At 56.0% G+C, this 16,318-nt stretch carries 14 protein-coding genes; 10 read left to right on the top strand and 4 right to left on the bottom strand.

The annotated features are described in order from the left end of the window. Positions 1-54: 54 nt before the first annotated feature. Positions 55-1,170: a M42 family metallopeptidase gene (locus GGR27_RS18245; protein WP_168040020.1), complete on the bottom strand. Its 1,116-nt coding sequence runs from the start codon at positions 1,168-1,170 to the stop codon at positions 55-57. A gap of 788 nt (positions 1,171-1,958) precedes the next feature. On the opposite strand from GGR27_RS18245, the gene lysS reads away from it, so the two are divergent. The 7 genes from lysS to dtd all read left to right on the top strand — a co-directional run bounded on the left by lysS (position 1,959) and on the right by dtd (position 10,079). After that, complete coding sequence (gene lysS / locus GGR27_RS18240; protein ID WP_168040018.1) at positions 1,959-3,491, top strand: lysine--tRNA ligase; 1,533 nt, start codon at positions 1,959-1,961, stop codon at positions 3,489-3,491. A 103-nt stretch (positions 3,492-3,594) separates the two neighbouring features. Beyond that, positions 3,595-4,371, top strand: coding sequence for a hypothetical protein (locus tag GGR27_RS18235; protein ID WP_168039899.1), 777 nt, complete (start codon positions 3,595-3,597; stop codon positions 4,369-4,371). Between the two features lie 533 nt (positions 4,372-4,904). Beyond that, on the top strand, positions 4,905-5,468 hold the full coding sequence (locus GGR27_RS18230) for a hypothetical protein (protein ID WP_168040016.1): 564 nt from the start codon (positions 4,905-4,907) through the stop codon (positions 5,466-5,468). A 113-nt stretch (positions 5,469-5,581) separates the two neighbouring features. Beyond that, positions 5,582-7,936 carry a DUF5682 family protein gene (locus GGR27_RS18225; protein ID WP_168040014.1) on the top strand — a complete coding sequence of 785 codons (2,355 nt, stop codon included), beginning with the start codon at positions 5,582-5,584 and terminating at the stop codon, positions 7,934-7,936. Positions 7,937-8,248: 312 nt separating this feature from the next. After that, entirely contained in the window at positions 8,249-8,926 is a 678-nt protein-coding gene (locus tag GGR27_RS18220; protein WP_168040012.1) for an SOS response-associated peptidase, read from the top strand. A gap of 123 nt (positions 8,927-9,049) precedes the next feature. Then, positions 9,050-9,616, top strand: coding sequence for a GNAT family N-acetyltransferase (locus tag GGR27_RS18215; protein ID WP_168040010.1), 567 nt, complete (start codon positions 9,050-9,052; stop codon positions 9,614-9,616). A gap of 10 nt (positions 9,617-9,626) precedes the next feature. Continuing rightward, positions 9,627-10,079, top strand: coding sequence for a D-aminoacyl-tRNA deacylase (gene dtd / locus GGR27_RS18210; RefSeq protein WP_168040008.1), 453 nt, complete (start codon positions 9,627-9,629; stop codon positions 10,077-10,079). A 132-nt stretch (positions 10,080-10,211) separates the two neighbouring features. On the opposite strand, the gene GGR27_RS18205 is transcribed toward dtd, so the two are convergent. Next, positions 10,212-10,973, bottom strand: a complete 762-nt coding sequence (locus GGR27_RS18205; protein WP_168040006.1) for an alpha/beta fold hydrolase — start codon at positions 10,971-10,973, stop codon at positions 10,212-10,214. 165 nt (positions 10,974-11,138) lie between these two features. Between GGR27_RS18205 and GGR27_RS18200 the strand changes: the two genes are divergently transcribed. The 3 genes from GGR27_RS18200 to GGR27_RS18190 all read left to right on the top strand — a co-directional run bounded on the left by GGR27_RS18200 (position 11,139) and on the right by GGR27_RS18190 (position 13,025). Further along, the gene (locus GGR27_RS18200; protein ID WP_168040004.1) at positions 11,139-11,672 is read left to right on the top strand and encodes a hypothetical protein; all 534 of its coding nucleotides are present in this window, start codon (positions 11,139-11,141) and stop codon (positions 11,670-11,672) included. A gap of 44 nt (positions 11,673-11,716) precedes the next feature. Beyond that, positions 11,717-12,316 (top strand): hypothetical protein, encoded by a 600-nt coding sequence (locus GGR27_RS18195; RefSeq protein WP_168040002.1) that lies wholly within the window; start codon positions 11,717-11,719, stop codon positions 12,314-12,316. 208 nt (positions 12,317-12,524) lie between these two features. After that, complete coding sequence (locus tag GGR27_RS18190; RefSeq protein ID WP_168040000.1) at positions 12,525-13,025, top strand: DUF4174 domain-containing protein; 501 nt, start codon at positions 12,525-12,527, stop codon at positions 13,023-13,025. A gap of 6 nt (positions 13,026-13,031) precedes the next feature. Here the strand turns inward: GGR27_RS18190 and GGR27_RS18185 are convergent, their stop codons facing one another. Next, on the bottom strand, positions 13,032-13,562 hold the full coding sequence (locus GGR27_RS18185; protein ID WP_168039998.1) for a C40 family peptidase: 531 nt from the start codon (positions 13,560-13,562) through the stop codon (positions 13,032-13,034). Between the two features lie 210 nt (positions 13,563-13,772). Continuing rightward, positions 13,773-15,989 (bottom strand): RecQ family ATP-dependent DNA helicase, encoded by a 2,217-nt coding sequence (locus GGR27_RS18180; RefSeq protein ID WP_168039996.1) that lies wholly within the window; start codon positions 15,987-15,989, stop codon positions 13,773-13,775. Positions 15,990-16,318 lie beyond the last annotated feature (329 nt).

The following is a 16,318-nucleotide window of genomic DNA, read 5'->3' as shown; positions in this document are numbered from 1 at the left end:
GGAGCACGATCTATACTCCTTAGAGGATTAATCGGGTTAATACAAGATACTCCCCTACATCCAGTCTAACCCCGCCCCGCCGGAAACCCGGTCCGGGTGCCGCTCATCCCCGTGGTCCCGGTCGAAGGACCAGTCATAACTAGCCAGCTCCTTGATCGCCGCCGTTAGCAGATCGATCGTTGCCCGCACGTCTTCCGTATGAACGATTTCCGTGCTCTGGTGCATGTTGCGCAACGGGATCGACAGGGCACCCGCGACCGCGCCCTTGTGGCCGTACCGCTGCACGGCGGCCGTATCCGTGCCGCCGGCCGGGAGTAGCTCCAGTTGGTGCTTGATGTTCTCCTTTTTGGCTAGCTCCCGCAAATAATTTACCATGCGGTAGTCGCTGATCACCGAGCCGTCGAGCACCTTGATCGCCGTGCCGCCGCCGAGGGTCGTGACCGATTCCTGTGGTGTGGAGCCGGGGACGTCGTAGGCAATCGTCACGTCCAAACCGAGGCCAAAGTCCGGGTCGATGTGGCTCACGCTACCCATCGCACCCCGTAGCCCGACTTCTTCCTGCACGGTAAAAGTGGCGTAGAAGTCGTAAGGGAGCTCCTGACCCTTGAGCGCACGCAGCGTCTCGATGAGGATGAATACGGATACGCGATTATCCAGTGATTTACTCGTTACGCAGTCACCCAGTTGCGTCATTTCCCGCTCCCGCGTGATGGGGTCGCCGATGCGTACGTACTTGTCGACTTCTTCTTTGGTCATGCCCGTATCGATGAAGTAATCGTTGAGCGGCACGACCTTACTGCGCTCTTCGGACTTCATGATGTGGATGGGTTTGGAGCCCATGACGCCCAAAACGTCTTGGCGGCCGTGGACGACCACGCGCTGGGCCGTCAACGTCTTGGGGTCGAAACCGCCGAGGGGTAAAAAGCGGACAAAGCCCTTTTCGTCCACGTGATTGACGATGAAGCCGATCTCGTCCATGTGGGCGGCGACCATGACGCGTTTGGGGGTTTTACCGCGGCGGATGGCCACGAGGTTGCCCATGTTGTCCACCTGGACTTCATCGACCAGGGGGGTAACTTCTTTTTTAATCAGATCGCGGATGCGACGCTCGTAACCGGATACGCCGGGGGCCGCGCAGATAGCTTTTAAGAGGGAGAGGTTTAAAGACATGTTGGTTACTCGGTGTTATTATTTGTTTCTTGTTGCGCTGCGGCAAATGTACGCACTACGAAAACATACCCCGGCGGAGTAAAAGACGGGTTTACCACTGACGGAAATTTCCGGCAACCTCGTCCAAGAACATCGTATACGCACCTGGTTGATGGGTAAAATTATGGCCACCAGACATTTAAAAAGAGCGATAATCCCGTTTTGTGGATATTTTAACTATGGATTATTACGGTGCTGGGTGATTTTACCGTACTTTCGTACTCTCAAAGCGGGCGATTAGCTTTCTGTTACTTAGTACTTGTGTCTCTGTATTTACCAACACAAACTAAGACTTTTCGCTGCTTACCTTTTACCAGTGAAGCTCACTGAATTGTCTTCCGCTGGTGGTCCCAGATTTATAGCGCTCTCAAGTAAAATAAAATCGTAAAAACAAGCTGCCGTATGGGGTTAGCTGATTTTGGATTTTAAATACTTACGCAACAACACATTTGATGGATTTTTGAGAGTCTACCTGCTTGCGGGTAGATTTTTTTTTGCGCATGTTGTCCCTTTTCTAACGGTAGCGGGGGGCGGGGTAAAACACTGCCATTGGCGATGGCCAGCAACTAGACTCCCCGAGCCCCAACCGTTGGCGCGATCTGCGACCACCCTCCGGAAGAAGTTGTGCGTACAATCGCTAAATGAGGGCGGTTATTAGAGTAACGTGCGCGGCGGTAAAGCCTGGATGAAGGGGGAAGACCAAAAGAAACCCCGTACCGTATCTTCGCGCCTCAAAATAAGCCCCCCCCATGGAACGCAGCGAACAGGAACTCGTCAGAAGAGCCAACCTCGAAAAGATCCGCGAACTCGGAATCGAACCTTTCCCGGCCGCCACTTTTGCGGTGACGCACCTGGCCAAGGAGATCAACAAAACGGCGGAGTTTGCCGAAGACAACCTGTCGACCAACCTGACCGAAGTAACCGTCGCCGGCCGGGTCATGGCCCAGCGCATCATGGGAAAAGCGGCCTTTGCGAGCATTCAGGATAGCTCCGGCCGCGTCCAGATCTACGTCAGCCGCGACGACATCGCGCCCGGTGAGGACAAGGCTTTGTATAACACCTTATTCAAAAAGCTACTCGACCTCGGCGACTTTATCGGCGTGACGGGCCACGTGTTCAAAACCCGGACCGGTGAAACGAGCATCCACGTCAAGGAATTCACCTTCCTCGGTAAATCCCTTCGCCCACTACCGACGCCGAAGACGGACGATGAAGGCAAAGTGCACGACGCCTTTAACGACCCCGAGCAGCGCCACCGGATGCGTTACGTGGACCTGACGGTGAACCCCCAGTTCAAAGAGATCTTCCGCAAACGTAGCCGCCTCATCACCGCCATGCGGTCCTACCTAGATGGGCTGGAACTGATGGAGGTAGAAACACCCATCCTGCAAACCATCCACGGCGGTGCGGCGGCCCGGCCGTTCAAAACGTTTCACAACACGCTGGACATGCCGATGTACCTGCGCATCGCCAATGAGTTGCACCTCAAGCGGCTGATCGTGGCCGGTTTCGACGGCGTGTACGAATTCGCCAAGGACTTCCGCAACGAGGGCATGGACCGCACGCACAACCCTGAGTTCACGCTCCTCGAATTTTACGTAGCCTACAAGGACTACGAGTGGATGATGGACACCTGCGAAGCGCTACTAGAATTCAGCGTCAAGACCGTCAACGGCGGCGAAACGACCACCGTAAAGATCGGTGACAACACCATCGACTTCAAAGGCCCCTACCGCCGCCTGACCATGGCCGACTCTATCATGGAATACACCGGTGAAGATATTAACGACGCGGACGAAGATGCCCTGCGCGCCATCTGCAAGCGCCTGCACGTCCACACCGACGACAGCATGGGCCGCGGCAAACTGATCGACGAAATTTTTGGCGAGCACGTAGAAGCAAAACTCATCCAGCCCACCTTCATCACCGATTACCCGATCGAGATGAGCCCGCTGACGAAAAAGCACCGCAGCAAGGAAGGCCTCGTGGAGCGCTTCGAGCTTATCATCAACGGCAAAGAAATCGCCAACTCCTATTCCGAGCTTAACGACCCGATCGACCAGCGCGAGCGTTTTGAGGAGCAAGCTAAACTCGCCGCGCGGGGTGACGACGAGTCGATGCCGATGGACGAAGACTTCCTCCGGGCGCTCGAATACGGGATGCCGCCTACGGCCGGGATCGGAATCGGGATCGACCGCTTGGTGATGCTGCTGACGGGGCAGAAATCTATCCAGGAGGTCCTATTCTTTCCGCAGATGCGGGAGGAGAATTTGGAAAAGTAAGCGCTTCGTGCCCGTGCCGACACCATAATTTGTGGCGGCCACATAATTTTACCCCCCCGAAACGGGTTTGACCGTTCGGCTCCACCACCTAAACCTCTTCAGCATGAAACTGCTTGACCTCTTTTTTCTTCTACTTCTCTCCTTTGCTATCGCCAGCTGCGTCAATGATGAGCAACCGCTCGTACCCATCCAACCTACGCCGGGTATGGGTGGCGGCGTAGATACTACCGGCACGGGGGGTGGTGTGGATACTACTGGCACGGTCGGCGGCGTGGACACCACCGGCACTGGCGGCGGGGTGGACACTACCGGCACGGGTGGTGGTGTGGATACCACTGGCACTGGCGGCGGGGTGGATACTACCGGAACGGGCGATGGCAGTACGGCTACCCTCGTCGGCATTTGGAATGCTCTTTCCTTTGATACCGACCAGACGGCCGTTACGACGGTCAATGGCTTCAACTCTAACTCCGTAACCACTACCGAGTCAACTTCGGTCGACTATAAGCTGACGTTCACGGACCAGACCTTTCTGGCAGAAGGTGGTTACGCCTTTTCCGCAACGACTACGATCACGACACCCGCTGGTATCCCACCCACTACGTTCACGGGAGAGTTCACTAATGCCTCGAGCAACGGTCCTTACACCACACCGACTGACTCCACCTTGATTTTTGAAGGCGGTGCTTTCAGTTTTGATTTCGATGGGATGACCAACACTGGCATGGGAGCTGAAGACCAGCTAGCCAACTATCGAATCTCCGGGGATACCCTCACCTTCGTTCAGAAGATGATTTTCGATCGCGATCTTCCCGCCGGTAGCGGTGGTGGCCGCATAGTTAGTAATATTGTGTCTACTTCGGTTTGGTTGCGGGAGTGACCCTAACTTCTACCGCAGCCTTCAGGAAGGGGAAACGTCGAGCACCGGTGTTTCCCCTTTATTTTTTACCAATTGTAGGGCTTTCTCTACCGGAAAGAGCTCCCCCCAACCTCATAGTGCGTTCCTAGTACTGTCCAATCAGCAATTGCCGCTATGTTCCTCTAGCGTATGTCCCAAAATTGATAATTCCTCCTTACTGCTTGTACTCACGATACTTCCCATCTTCAGAAAACTGAAGACAGTGCTCCCCTCCTTCTACAGAATACCTTTAAGCCTAGTTGGAAAGTTCTTGCCTGACGTAGACCGAACCACCAACCCAGCACCTTTAACATAACTCGGATACCTCCGAGAAAATCAGCACGTTTCCTCGGCAACTTCCCCAGTAAGTCACCCCATGGTGACGGCCATTGTACGGGTCATTTTATCAGGAGGTCGATTTTTTAACCAGTTCGCGTCCGACCTATCGCCGCGCGCACATTATTTCATTTTATCCGGAGCGTGCAATTCGCGCCCGGACCATTAAACCAACTTCAATGAATAGCTTCAAATTATTCCTCTTCGTCCTACTTAGCGTCTCCTTCTTCGCCTGCGACGATGACGAAGACCCAATCACCCCCACCACGAATGATCTCCAGGGCACCTGGATAGCCACCGGGTTGGACGCCGACATCAGCAGTACCACCGTCATGCCATCGGGCACCAGCACCGGTACTTCCAACGGCAGCGCAACCGTCGACTCGTTCGAGCTCACCTTTGCGGAGGCTACCTGGACCTCCCAGGGTGGTTACCTCATCGACCTGATCACCAATACGGATGATGGATCAGCTAATGCCTCCGCCACAGTTACTACCACGAGCGGAGAAAACAGGAACGGCACCTACACCGCCTCCGACGATGATATTAGCGTAACCGGAAGCTTCGTCACGCTTGACATCAACGGAGTAACCTCCGGTGGTAGTGGCACTGCTCAGGAACTCGATTACACGATTGTCGGCGATCTGCTCACCCTCACGCAGGACCAAGAGGATGTAACCCAGCGTGGAGATACGACCACGACCACTACGATCAAGACTACGTCAACCTGGAGCCGGAAGTAAACATTCCAATCCAGCAACCGTGGCACAAGCCACAAGATTTCCTGGGGGAAACATCGAGCACCGGTGTTTCCCCTTATCTTTTGCCCTAAACCAAATTTGGGATCTGCACCAACATGACCACCCGCACCTACGGCATCCGCCACCACGGCCCCAACTCCGCCCGCCGCCTCCGCGCCGCCCTGGAAGCCTACGCTCCGGATCTGATCCTGCTGGAAATGCCCGCCGACGCACCGAATCTTTCCGACGTGGTCGCCAAGGGCCTCCGCCCGCCCGTCGCGATGGTGCTCTACGACGCCAAGAACATTGAGCGCGCTAGCTTCTACCCGTTCGCCAGTTTCAGCCCCGAATACCAAGCCATCGAGTGGGCCGCGGAGTACGGCGTAACCGTCACCCCCATCGACCTACCCGCCCGCCACTACCTCGCCGAGCGGTCCGCGGGAGTGCCGCCCACCCTCTTTCGAACCGAAGAACCACCACCGGAAACCCCGTCCATCCTCCCCGGCAAAACCCGCAAACAGCTCAACAAGCAACTCCGCCGCGATCCCCTCTCCCTCATGGCCGAATTGGCCGGCTACGAAGATTCCGAATCCTGGTGGGACGCCACGCTCGAACGTGGCACCGACCGCCCCGAAGAAACCTTCATGGCGCTCCTAGACATGGTCGGCGAGCTCCGCGAAACGTTTCCGAGCGCCTCCAACGACGAGAACGAGCGGCGGGAAGCCTTCATGCGGGTGGAGATTCGCAAGGGAATGAAGTCTGGTGCGGAACGAATCGCCATCGTCGTCGGTGCTTTTCACGGGCCGGCGGTGCGCGACGTGGGGAAGTACAAAGCTTCGGCTGATAAAGCTCGATTAAAAGGCTTACCCCGGGTGAAGATCGCCAGCGCCTGGGTGCCCTGGTCCTACCCCCGATTGTCCCGTTCGGCGGGGTACGGGGCGGGGGTCTTGAGCCCTTCCTGGTACCAAATGCTCCACGATTTCCCCGAAGCCGCCACGGCGCGGTGGATGGCTACGGCCGGAAAACTCCTTCGCGACGAAGGTTACGACGCCAGCCCCGCCATGGCCACGGAAGCGGTTTCCCTGGCCACGGCCCTGGCAAACTTACGCGACCACGAAGCCCCCGGCATCCAGGAACTCGAACAAGCCCTCCTCGGCACCCTCGCCGCCGGCTGTCCGGAACGCCTCGCGCTCATCCACGAAAAACTGACGATCGGGACGACGGTCGGCTTCGTGCCGCCGGGCGTAACGTCCGTACCGCTCGTGGAGAATCTGAACCGCGAATTGAAAAGTACCCGGATGGCCAAGCTTTGGGAAACGGCCGGTGAGCTTTACCTCAAGGCCACCAAAGCCAATCCGCGCGGCAGCATCGACCTGCGGGCGGATAACGATTTACGTAAAAGCCACCTTCTGCACCGCCTGAACTTGCTCGGCATCCACTGGGGCACCCTGCAGCCCCTCGGGCCGGATACGCTGAGTAGTTTCAAAGAGATTTGGCTGCTGGAATGGCAACCGGAATTCGTACTGCACCTAATCGAGCGGGCGAGCTACGGAAATACGGTCGGGGCCGCGGCGGCACGGTACAGCGCGGAAAAAGCACGGGAGCTGAAGACCGTCCGCCCCCTCGCCCAGTTAGCCCTCGATTGCCTGCGTGCTGATTTGCCGGACGTGGTCGAAGAACTGATGAACCTCCTCCGGGCAAGGGCTGCGGAAACGACGGACGTATCGGCCCTCCTTTCCGCCCTGCCGGCCTTGGTCCAAACCAGCCGCTACGGCGATTCCCGGAAAACGGACACCACGGTCCTCCTACAGGTAATCGACGAATTATTACCCCGCCTAATGGCCGGCCTGCCCGCCGCGGCCACCAACATTGACGACGAGCAGGCCGAAGAACTCCTAAAGCACCTATCCGCCGCTAACTACGCCATCGCTCAGTTAGATAACGAGGAACACAATGACGTCTGGACGAGCGGCCTCCGCCGGGCTGGCGCAACGGGCGGCGTGCACCCGTTGATCGAAGGACACTGCATCCGCTTGCTCTACGACCACGGCATGATCGAAAACGAAGCAACGGCTATTCGCTTTTCCCGCGCCTTATCCGCCGCCAATTCCGCACATTACGTCGCCCAGTGGCTCGGTGGCTTCCTCCACGGCAGCGGTCAATTACTATTCCACTATCCACCGCTGTGGAACCTCGTCGACGGTTGGGTAGCCGAGCTGGAATGGGAGGATTTCGAAACCATCCTCCCCCTCCTTCGCCGCACCTTCGCCGACTTCAGCGTATTCGATCGTCAACGTTTACTGAAACTCGCCAAGTCTACGGATGAGGGCGCGAACGTAGATGCAAAGCAAATACAGGAAGAGCAAAGTAGCTCAGACACCTCACCAAGCCTGAAGCCTAATCCTAGCCAGGAAGAACCAGAAAACCCCCACGAAGACCTAGTGGAAGCCTTGCTAACCTGGATGGGCTAACAATTCTCAGGCCCGGAGGGTCGTCTCTCGTAGCGTGGGGTACAGCCCCACGTTTTCGTTACGACCAAATTCAATTTTCCAATATTTAGGTGACCACCAAAATGCCCGGTATCCCGCCCCAAATCATCGCCATCCAAAAAAAACCCGCACCAGCGACCGCGCCTAAATCCACGGGAAAAACCAAAACTACTACGACACCCAAGCCATGCGGCAGCCACCTCAAATATCGCATATCGAGATTCGCATATCGCATATCAACCAAACCCCTAAACCAACCAAACCCCACCCCCGTTCCAATAAAAACTAATAACCATGTGCGGCAGATACAGCGTAGTAATCGACGAAGCGAAACTAAGAAAACAATTCACCCGGGATCTTCTCCTGCCTAAAGCCGGCCTCCCCACGAACTACAACGTAGCCCCCACCCAGAACAACCTGGTCATCACGAACCGTAGCCCCGATGAGGTGAGCCTGTTCCGTTGGGGCCTCGTCCCTTTCTGGGCAAAAGACTTAAAAATCGGCGCCCGGATGATCAACGCCCGCCGCGAAGGCATCGAGGACAAGGCGAGTTTCCGCAAGCCCATCCGCGAGAAACGCTGCCTGGTAATTGCCGATTCCTTTTACGAATGGCAACGCAAGGACGGCAAAAAAGTACCCCACCGCATCCTCCCTACCGACGGCAGCCTCCTCGTCATGGCCGGCATCTGGGAAAGCTGGAAGGATAAAACCGACCCGGCGGCGGAAACGGTTTATACGTATTCCATCATTACCGGCGAGCCGAACGCGGAAATGGCACCGATCCACGACCGGATGCCGATGTTGCTACAAAACGAAGACTTACAAAAGGCTTGGCTGGACGAAGCTTCTTCCCTAGAGGATATCAAGGACTTATTACGGACGCCGGCGGACGGTGTCTTATCGCCTTACCCGGTATCTCAGTTGGTGGGGAACGTGCGGAATAATGGACCGGAATTGCATGAGCGGGCGTAGTGAAAAACACGGATTTTTTGGCCACAAAAACACAGAAACACAAAAAAGTGCGTTGAGAAACGGTGATGGTTTTGTGAACTATGCCCCGGGGTAGATTGACGCCGTCAAAAATTGATTTAATTAATGAATTTAAACTACCGCATAGTAGAAGCTACCCCCGCCGATTACGACACCATCCGTAAGATCGCGCACGCAACTTGGCCATCGACGTTCAAGGATATTTTGACCGGGGAGCAAATTGATTACATGCTCCACCTGATGTACCGGCGGCAAGCCATTGAGCAACAGGTAGCGGATGGACACGTATTTTTGTTGTTGGTGGAAGGGCAGCGCGGCAATCAAAATGCGAACCCCAGTCCGCAGTATCTGAAGGGCGGCATCACTAAATTCAAACCCGTAGGCTACGCCAGCTACCAGGCGGATTACCTGCCGGGCACGACCAAGCTACACAAGGTTTATTTATTGCCGGAAAGCCAGGGCAAAGGCTTCGGTAAACAGCTGATCGACAAAGTGGCGACCATCGCCCGCAACGCCGGTCAGAAGGCTTTGCGGCTCGACGTTAATTACCAGAACAAAGCCATCGGCGTGTACGAGCACGTCGGCTTCCGCAAAATCGATCGGCACACTACCGACATCGGCAATGGCTTCCTGATGGAAGACTGGCGAATGGAATTAGCTTTGACCGACTAAATACCTACCTATGCGCATACTGATCCAACGCGTTTCCAGCGCCTCCGTCACCATCGACGGCCACGTCTCCGGCCGCATCCAGCAGGGCTTATTGATTTTACTCGGCATAGCCCCGCTGGACACCCAGGAGGACGTGGATTGGCTGTGCAAAAAGGTAATGGCCATGCGCATCTTCAGCGACGCGGACGGCAAGATGAATTTATCCGTCGCCGACATCGACGGCGGCCTGCTGGTCGTCTCCCAGTTCACCCTTTTCGCGAGCACCAAGAAAGGCAACCGCCCCGGCTTTACCCGCAGCGCGCACCCGGACGTAGCCGTGCCCCTCTACGAATCTTTCGTCAGCACCCTCAGCCTGGAAGCCGGCCGCGTAGTCGCCACCGGAACCTTTGGTGCGGACATGCAGGTAGAATTAATTAACGATGGCCCGGTCACGATCCTGGTAGACTCCCGGAACCGGGAGTAGTTAATGGACGTGTCAAAATTTCGTTGCGTACCAGTTAGGCCCGTAGGGTCGTCTCTCGTAGCGTGGGGTGCAGCTCCACGTTTTCGTTTAAACCGCAAATCATGATACCTTCTGAAAATTTGTCAGCCAACACTACCCTAAAAACTCCCCCACCAACCCAAACAACACCTCCGGCTCCTCCGCGTGCAGCCAGTGCCCCGCCCCCGCCACGGTCACCAGCTCCGCCTTGGGAAAAAGCAATTGGATATATTCCATGTCCTTATCCCGCACGTAGCCACTTTTGCCGCCCCGCACGAACAGGGCCGGCCCGTCGTAGCAATCCCCAAAATCACCCACCGGGCCGATCAACGTTTCGTATTCCGCCTCGATGACGGGCAGGTTCATGCGCCATTTGTAACCTAATTTTTTATCCCGAGTTAAATTCTTGAGTAAGAATAGTTGAACCCCTCGGTTACTGACGTGCTCGGACATCAGCTTAGCAGCCTCCTTCCGGTCGGAAATAGTAGCGGGGTCGAGAGAGTTGAGGGCGGCGAAAACGTCGTCGTGGCCCCGACGGTACTGGCGGGGCGTCATGTCGACGACGATGAGTTTACGTACCAGATCGGGGTAAGTAAGCGCGATCTGCATGGCGACTTTTCCGCCCATGCTGTGGCCCAGCAGGTAGACTTCGTCGTGACCCAGCGCTTCGAGCAGCTCCGCCACGGCGGTGGCCATGAGGTCGTAGTCTAACTCGTCGGAATGCGGGCTACGGCCGTGATTAGGCAGGTCGACGAGAATCACCTGGTACGTTTCCGCCCACTGACGGCCGAGCGTCTGCCAGTTGTCGAGCATGCCGAACAGGCCGTGGAGGATAACGAAGGGTTGGCCTTCGCCGTAGATTTTGTAGTTCAGCATGGGGCCAGTTCGTCGGGGGGGGGGGGGTGAATTTTGTGCTGAGAAAGGGCAGCCCGTGTAATACCCGTGAAGTCGTCCGCGCGTTCAAGGCTGCCGCTCACTAATCCGATAAAATTATGACGGATTAACCGAAACACCGGGCCGCGTATCGCACTTTAAGCCGGTATGCAACGCGACGCCCGAATCATCCGCCACCCCGGCCTCAAACCGCTCTGGAATAGTCTGGAGCGGGAGCGGCGTCAGCAACAAATCGTATCCGTAGTGCTGATGGTTGTCGGTTTGAGCACGGCCGTCGTCGGGGTGGTCGTCCGTAGTGCCGTGTGGCCGGTCGTTGGCGGCTTCCTGGCGAGTTTCGCACTCTGGTGGCTCTACCGCATCCTCAGCGACCAGCCGCTTGCCTACCTCCACCGCCAACTCCGGGACGAGCCGGAAACCATCGCCTGGGTCTACTCCACCCAGACGGAACGCATGCCTTTCGGCTTCAAAACGCAGTCGATGGGTACGCTTTACCTGGTGGAGCCGGACGGGACTACCCAGTCCTACAGCCTCAAACCCGGGAAGCTCCGGTTGGTCGTCAAAACGCTCAACCGCGTGTTGCCCCACGCGGACTTTGGGTACACCGAGGCGCGGGACATGAAATACCGGGGGGAGGTCACGCGCGTCCGGGGCGGGCGGCGGGAGCAAGACATTGGGTTCTAACCTTGCCGCGTTCCATCCGTTCTCTACCTACAAAACTCTCTACCATGGCTTTCTGGGACAATATTACCGATCTTTTCCGCAAAGCTGACGAAAGCACGCCGGGCAACGCCGCCGTCCACGAGCTCATCGTGCGCGACGAAGAATTTTTGGAAGGGTACGAGCGCTGGAAACGAACGCGGAACAGTGGCCGCTTACTCGACTGGCTCGTGGAGCAGTACGCCACCCACCGGGCCGGGCAGCCGACGGACTCCGGGGTCGGTTTTCTCGATTTGGCGAGCAGCAAAGGTTTCGTGATTTACTTTCAGCAACTGAACTACACCCCGGCGGAGATTGAATACTTTTTCGACTTCCTCAAGGAGCGCGTCCAGACGCTGGATTACCGCAGCGACATCTCCGACCGCCGGGTCTTTAGTCGTAAGAATTGGGTCGAAACCCAGGAGCGGCATTACCTCAAGCCGCGTAAGGATTACGAGAGTGGTAAGTTGATCGAGCAGGGCTTCGGTAATGTCACCATCGAGCACGAGTTGCGGAATGATGCGCCGCATAATTTACGCTTGCGGGCTACATTTTATAGTGATTCGTTATATAAAGAGCCCGCTTCTTTTGGGGCGCTGATGATGGCGCTTTCGGCGGAAGAAGCTTGATCTTTTGGTGGGTGCGCGGTCGCGGGTGCAAAGTTAGAAGGCTTGTGGCCCGATCCCGATAGCTATCCGGAAACGGCGGCAGCGCTACCGCACCCCGATAGCTATCGGGGTCGGGCAGGCTGCCCTCAACCTTCATTGCACCCGCGACCGCGCTCACACCCCCCTGACAAACAAGGAACAAATAGCCTCCTAATTCCGTATTAAAAGCATGAAAACCTTGCTAATCACCCTAGCCTTACTATTTGGAACAACCACCGTGACCACCGCCCAATCCCTCAACGAATTTCAGTGGAAATCCCGTTTAGTTATTCTCTTCACCCCCGACCCGGGTGATCCACTTTTCCAGGAGCAAATGCGGCTACTTTACGGCCAGCACGAAGAATTTCAAACCAGGAGAGTTACTTTCATTTCCGTCACGCCCGGCGGTAAGTTTGAGAACACGGGCCGTTTTTTAAATGAGTCTTTCTCCGAGCAGTACTACGAAAAATTCAGCCCCAATCAGTACGAATTCACGATGGTGCTCGTTGGGCTGGACAGCAACGAAAAATACCGCGCGGCCAATCGGCTGACGCCAGCCTCCGTGTTGCTCAGCCTAATCGACGGGATGCCGATCCGGGAACGCGAACTCCTGCAGGGCACGGGCGTGAAGAGTTTGATTGATGACAATAAGCAGCAGACCATTCCGGCCGGCAAGCGCCGCGATCACTAAGGGAAGCTATTGCAATACATTCCTAATCTGGTACATTTTTGGCTTCCAGTAGCTGGAGGCCAAAACGTTTTCCCGCATCACCCCACGGGAACTCGTGGCGTGGACAACCCACAATTCACCGGGTGAGGCCTCCACGACGACCGACACGTGAAACACCGCCCCACCGGGCCTTTTGTAGAACACCAGGTCCCCCGGCCGCGCACTCTTCGCGTTCACTAATTTACCCTCTTTCGCCTGGTCGCGCGACCGCCGCGCCAGATCGAGCCCCGCGCCCTGGTACAGGTAACGCACCAGCCCCGAGCAATCGAAACCCTCGTGGGGTCGATTGCCGCCGTATTTGTAGGCGATGCCCAGCAGATCCTGGGCGTGCTGCGTGATGTCCGTGCGAATCCAGGAAGTAGCGTCGACCGCCACCCTTGGCTTGCGCGGTGGCCGAGAGGTGGTCGTTCTGGTACCGGGGTTGGCCGGCTTAAAGGCGCCACAGGAGGTAAACAGGACCAAGCAGAAAAAGGAAATAAAGTAGGACGTAAGATTCATTGGCGGGGATAACGTAAGCATTAAAGGCGGGTCAACGCCACTAAAAACGGGACGCGCTCAAAGAACGCGCCCCGTGAGCATAAATTTTAAAGTCCTACGGTGGCTTAACCTAAGTTTAGTAAAGCTCCTTTCGCGGAAGACGTCAGGCCGCGACCGGTCGTTCATCCACTCCCCGATGCACCGGATTACCGAGCGATAAGATCGTCAAGCCTAGTTGGCCATTTCCGTAAGAAATTTGATCCGGATCAGCTTGATCTCCTCAATCGTAACGTCCTCTTCCTTCAGTTCCTGAAAAGCTAAGTCTGGGTCATCCGTTTCCGCCTGCATGAAGTATTCGTACGTTTCCTCCATGCTATACTCGTCAACTTCATCTTCGAGATAATAATCGATGTTAAGTTTTGTGCCGGAATGGACGATACTGACCATCTCTTCCATCAGCTCGTCCATGGAAAGCTGATTACCGGAGGCGATGTCGTCGAGGGGAATCTTCCGGTCGACGGACTGGATGATGTTGACCTTTTTCTTCGACTTGTTAGCGACCTGCTTGACCACGAATTCGAGCGGGCGGTCGATATCGTTCTCTTCAACGTACTTTTCAATCAGCACCAGGAAGGGCGTAGCGTAGCGACGGGCCTTATTAATCGAGATACCGTTGATGTTCTTCATCTCATCCAGCGTGATTGGATAGCGCGTGGCCATCTCGACGAGGCTGGTCTCCTGAAAAATCACGAAGGGCGGCAGATCGAGGCGCTTAGCTTCCTGCTTTCGGAGACCTTTGAGCGCTACCAGCAGGGGCTCGTCGAGCGTGACTGCGCGGGCGTCGTCGGCGGCCACCCGCATGTCGGCGGCGAGTTCTTTTTCGAAGTCGTGATCGATCGGGATTTCGAACTTAACGGGCTTTTTCAGGAAGGCTTCCCCCTGCTCCGTCATCTTGATCGTGCCGTAAGACTCGATGTCCTTACGAACGAAGTTATTGAGCAAGGTCTGGCGGAAAATAGAGCTCCAGAGAACTTCTTCTTCCCCCTTCCCGACGGCAAAGCCGGCACGCTGGGTGAATTTGTAGTCCTTCATCTGCTTGGTCTCCTTACCGAGCACGAATTCGATGAGGGTCTTGAGCGGGTAGTTCTCGTCGAGTTGCTTAACGGCCTTGAGGGCGGCAACAACCTTGTCCTTAACGTCGATACGCTTTTTCGGATGGCGGCAATTGTCGCACATCTTGTTACAGTCCTTTTCGTCGTAGTGCTCGCCGAAGTAGTGGAGCAAGAAGCGGCGGCGGCAGGCCGTCGTCTCCGAGTAGGCCATTACCTCCTGCATGAGCTGTGCGCCCATTTCGCGCTCCATGAGCGGCTTGTCGCGGAGGAATTTTTCGAGCCGCAGAATGTCTTTGTAGGCGTAGAAAGCCACGCAGCGGCCGTCGATGCCGTCGCGACCGGCGCGGCCCGTTTCCTGGTAGTAGTTCTCGATGGACTTAGGAATGTCGTAGTGGATGACGAAGCGGACGTCCGGCTTGTCGATCCCCATACCGAAGGCAATGGTAGCGCAGATGACGTCGACGTCTTCCATCAAGAATTGGTCCTGGGTGCGGGAGCGCGTCTTGGGGTCGAGGCCGGCGTGATACGGTGCGGCGCGGACGTCGTTGACGCGGAGGGCTTCGGCGACTTCTTCGGCCGCCTTACGGCTCTGGACGTAGACGATGCCGGACTCACCCGGCACTTCCTTGACGCACTGGATGATTTGACGAATCGTATAATCCTTCTTTCCCTTCGGACGAACTTCGTAATAGAGGTTGTCCCGGTTGAAAGAAGAAACAAACGTTTTGTGGGTCTCCCCCATCCGCAGGTTCTTAACGATGTCGGACTGGACCTTGGGGGTAGCCGTAGCCGTCAGGGCGATGATGGGAACCTGGTGGCCGATCTCATCGAGCATCTCGCGGATGCGGCGGTACTCGGGGCGGAAATCGTGGCCCCACTCGGAAATACAGTGGGCCTCATCGACGGCGACGAAGGAGATGTTAGAATCCCGGAAGAATTCAATATTCTCTTCCTTGGTCAACGTTTCGGGGGCGACGAAGAGCAGTTTCGTTTCACCGGCCGTGATGTCTTCCTTCACCTGCCGCATTTGCGTTTTGGAGAGGGAAGAGTTGAGGTAGTGGGCGACGCTATCTTTATCGCTGTAGGAACGGATTGAATCCACCTGGTTCTTCATCAGCGCGATGAGGGGGGAGATGACCAGAGCGCAGCCGTCCATCATGAGGCCGGGAAGTTGGTAGCAAAGGCTTTTGCCGCCGCCGGTGGGCATGATGACGAAGGTATCGCGGCCTTCAAAAAGGGATTCGATGATGGCTTTTTGGTTGCCCTTAAATTGATCGAAGCCGAAAAAATCGTAAAGTGCTTCTTCTATGTGGTTGGTAACTGGTCTGGCAGTCATTATGTCTACTCGCTTTGTGTTCCCCTTTGTTTCGTACGTGACGCGCGGTTCTGAATGCGCGCTCAAATATTGTTGCTGTTTGAAGAAACCGGGGGTTTTTAAATAAAACAATACTCATAAAAGAGTATGTTGGTGAAATAGGCAGCTTGGGGCCGGGTATGAATTAGAGAATAGTCTAATAGCAGCTCAAAGGCCGGCTCTCCGTAAATTACGGCTTCCAACTGACCCGGCCTAACTATTTTACTATTCTTACTGCCCTAAACACGGTCTTAACGCATCAAAAGCCGATCACTCGTGGGCTGAGACGGCGAAAAATCGCCGGAGTCACT

The organism is Neolewinella antarctica, from assembly GCF_011927835.1.
Classification (GTDB): domain Bacteria; phylum Bacteroidota; class Bacteroidia; order Chitinophagales; family Saprospiraceae; genus Neolewinella; species Neolewinella antarctica.
The sequence above is the reverse complement of the archived record's forward strand: the minus strand, read 5'-3'. Positions and strand labels throughout refer to the sequence as shown.

Coding starts and splice junctions, on each gene's coding strand:
- GGR27_RS18230 (WP_168040016.1), top strand. CDS start 4,905: ATGAATAGCTTCAAATTATTCCTCTTCGTCCTACTTAGCGTCTCCTTC.
- GGR27_RS18200 (WP_168040004.1), top strand. CDS start 11,139: ATGCAACGCGACGCCCGAATCATCCGCCACCCCGGCCTCAAACCGCTC.
- GGR27_RS18185 (WP_168039998.1), bottom strand. CDS start 13,562: ATGAATCTTACGTCCTACTTTATTTCCTTTTTCTGCTTGGTCCTGTTT.
- GGR27_RS18235 (WP_168039899.1), top strand. CDS start 3,595: ATGAAACTGCTTGACCTCTTTTTTCTTCTACTTCTCTCCTTTGCTATC.
- lysS (WP_168040018.1), top strand. CDS start 1,959: ATGGAACGCAGCGAACAGGAACTCGTCAGAAGAGCCAACCTCGAAAAG.
- GGR27_RS18220 (WP_168040012.1), top strand. CDS start 8,249: ATGTGCGGCAGATACAGCGTAGTAATCGACGAAGCGAAACTAAGAAAA.
- GGR27_RS18225 (WP_168040014.1), top strand. CDS start 5,582: ATGACCACCCGCACCTACGGCATCCGCCACCACGGCCCCAACTCCGCC.
- dtd (WP_168040008.1), top strand. CDS start 9,627: ATGCGCATACTGATCCAACGCGTTTCCAGCGCCTCCGTCACCATCGAC.
- GGR27_RS18190 (WP_168040000.1), top strand. CDS start 12,525: ATGAAAACCTTGCTAATCACCCTAGCCTTACTATTTGGAACAACCACC.
- GGR27_RS18180 (WP_168039996.1), bottom strand. CDS start 15,989: ATGACTGCCAGACCAGTTACCAACCACATAGAAGAAGCACTTTACGAT.
- GGR27_RS18195 (WP_168040002.1), top strand. CDS start 11,717: ATGGCTTTCTGGGACAATATTACCGATCTTTTCCGCAAAGCTGACGAA.
- GGR27_RS18245 (WP_168040020.1), bottom strand. CDS start 1,170: ATGTCTTTAAACCTCTCCCTCTTAAAAGCTATCTGCGCGGCCCCCGGC.
- GGR27_RS18205 (WP_168040006.1), bottom strand. CDS start 10,973: ATGCTGAACTACAAAATCTACGGCGAAGGCCAACCCTTCGTTATCCTC.
- GGR27_RS18215 (WP_168040010.1), top strand. CDS start 9,050: ATGAATTTAAACTACCGCATAGTAGAAGCTACCCCCGCCGATTACGAC.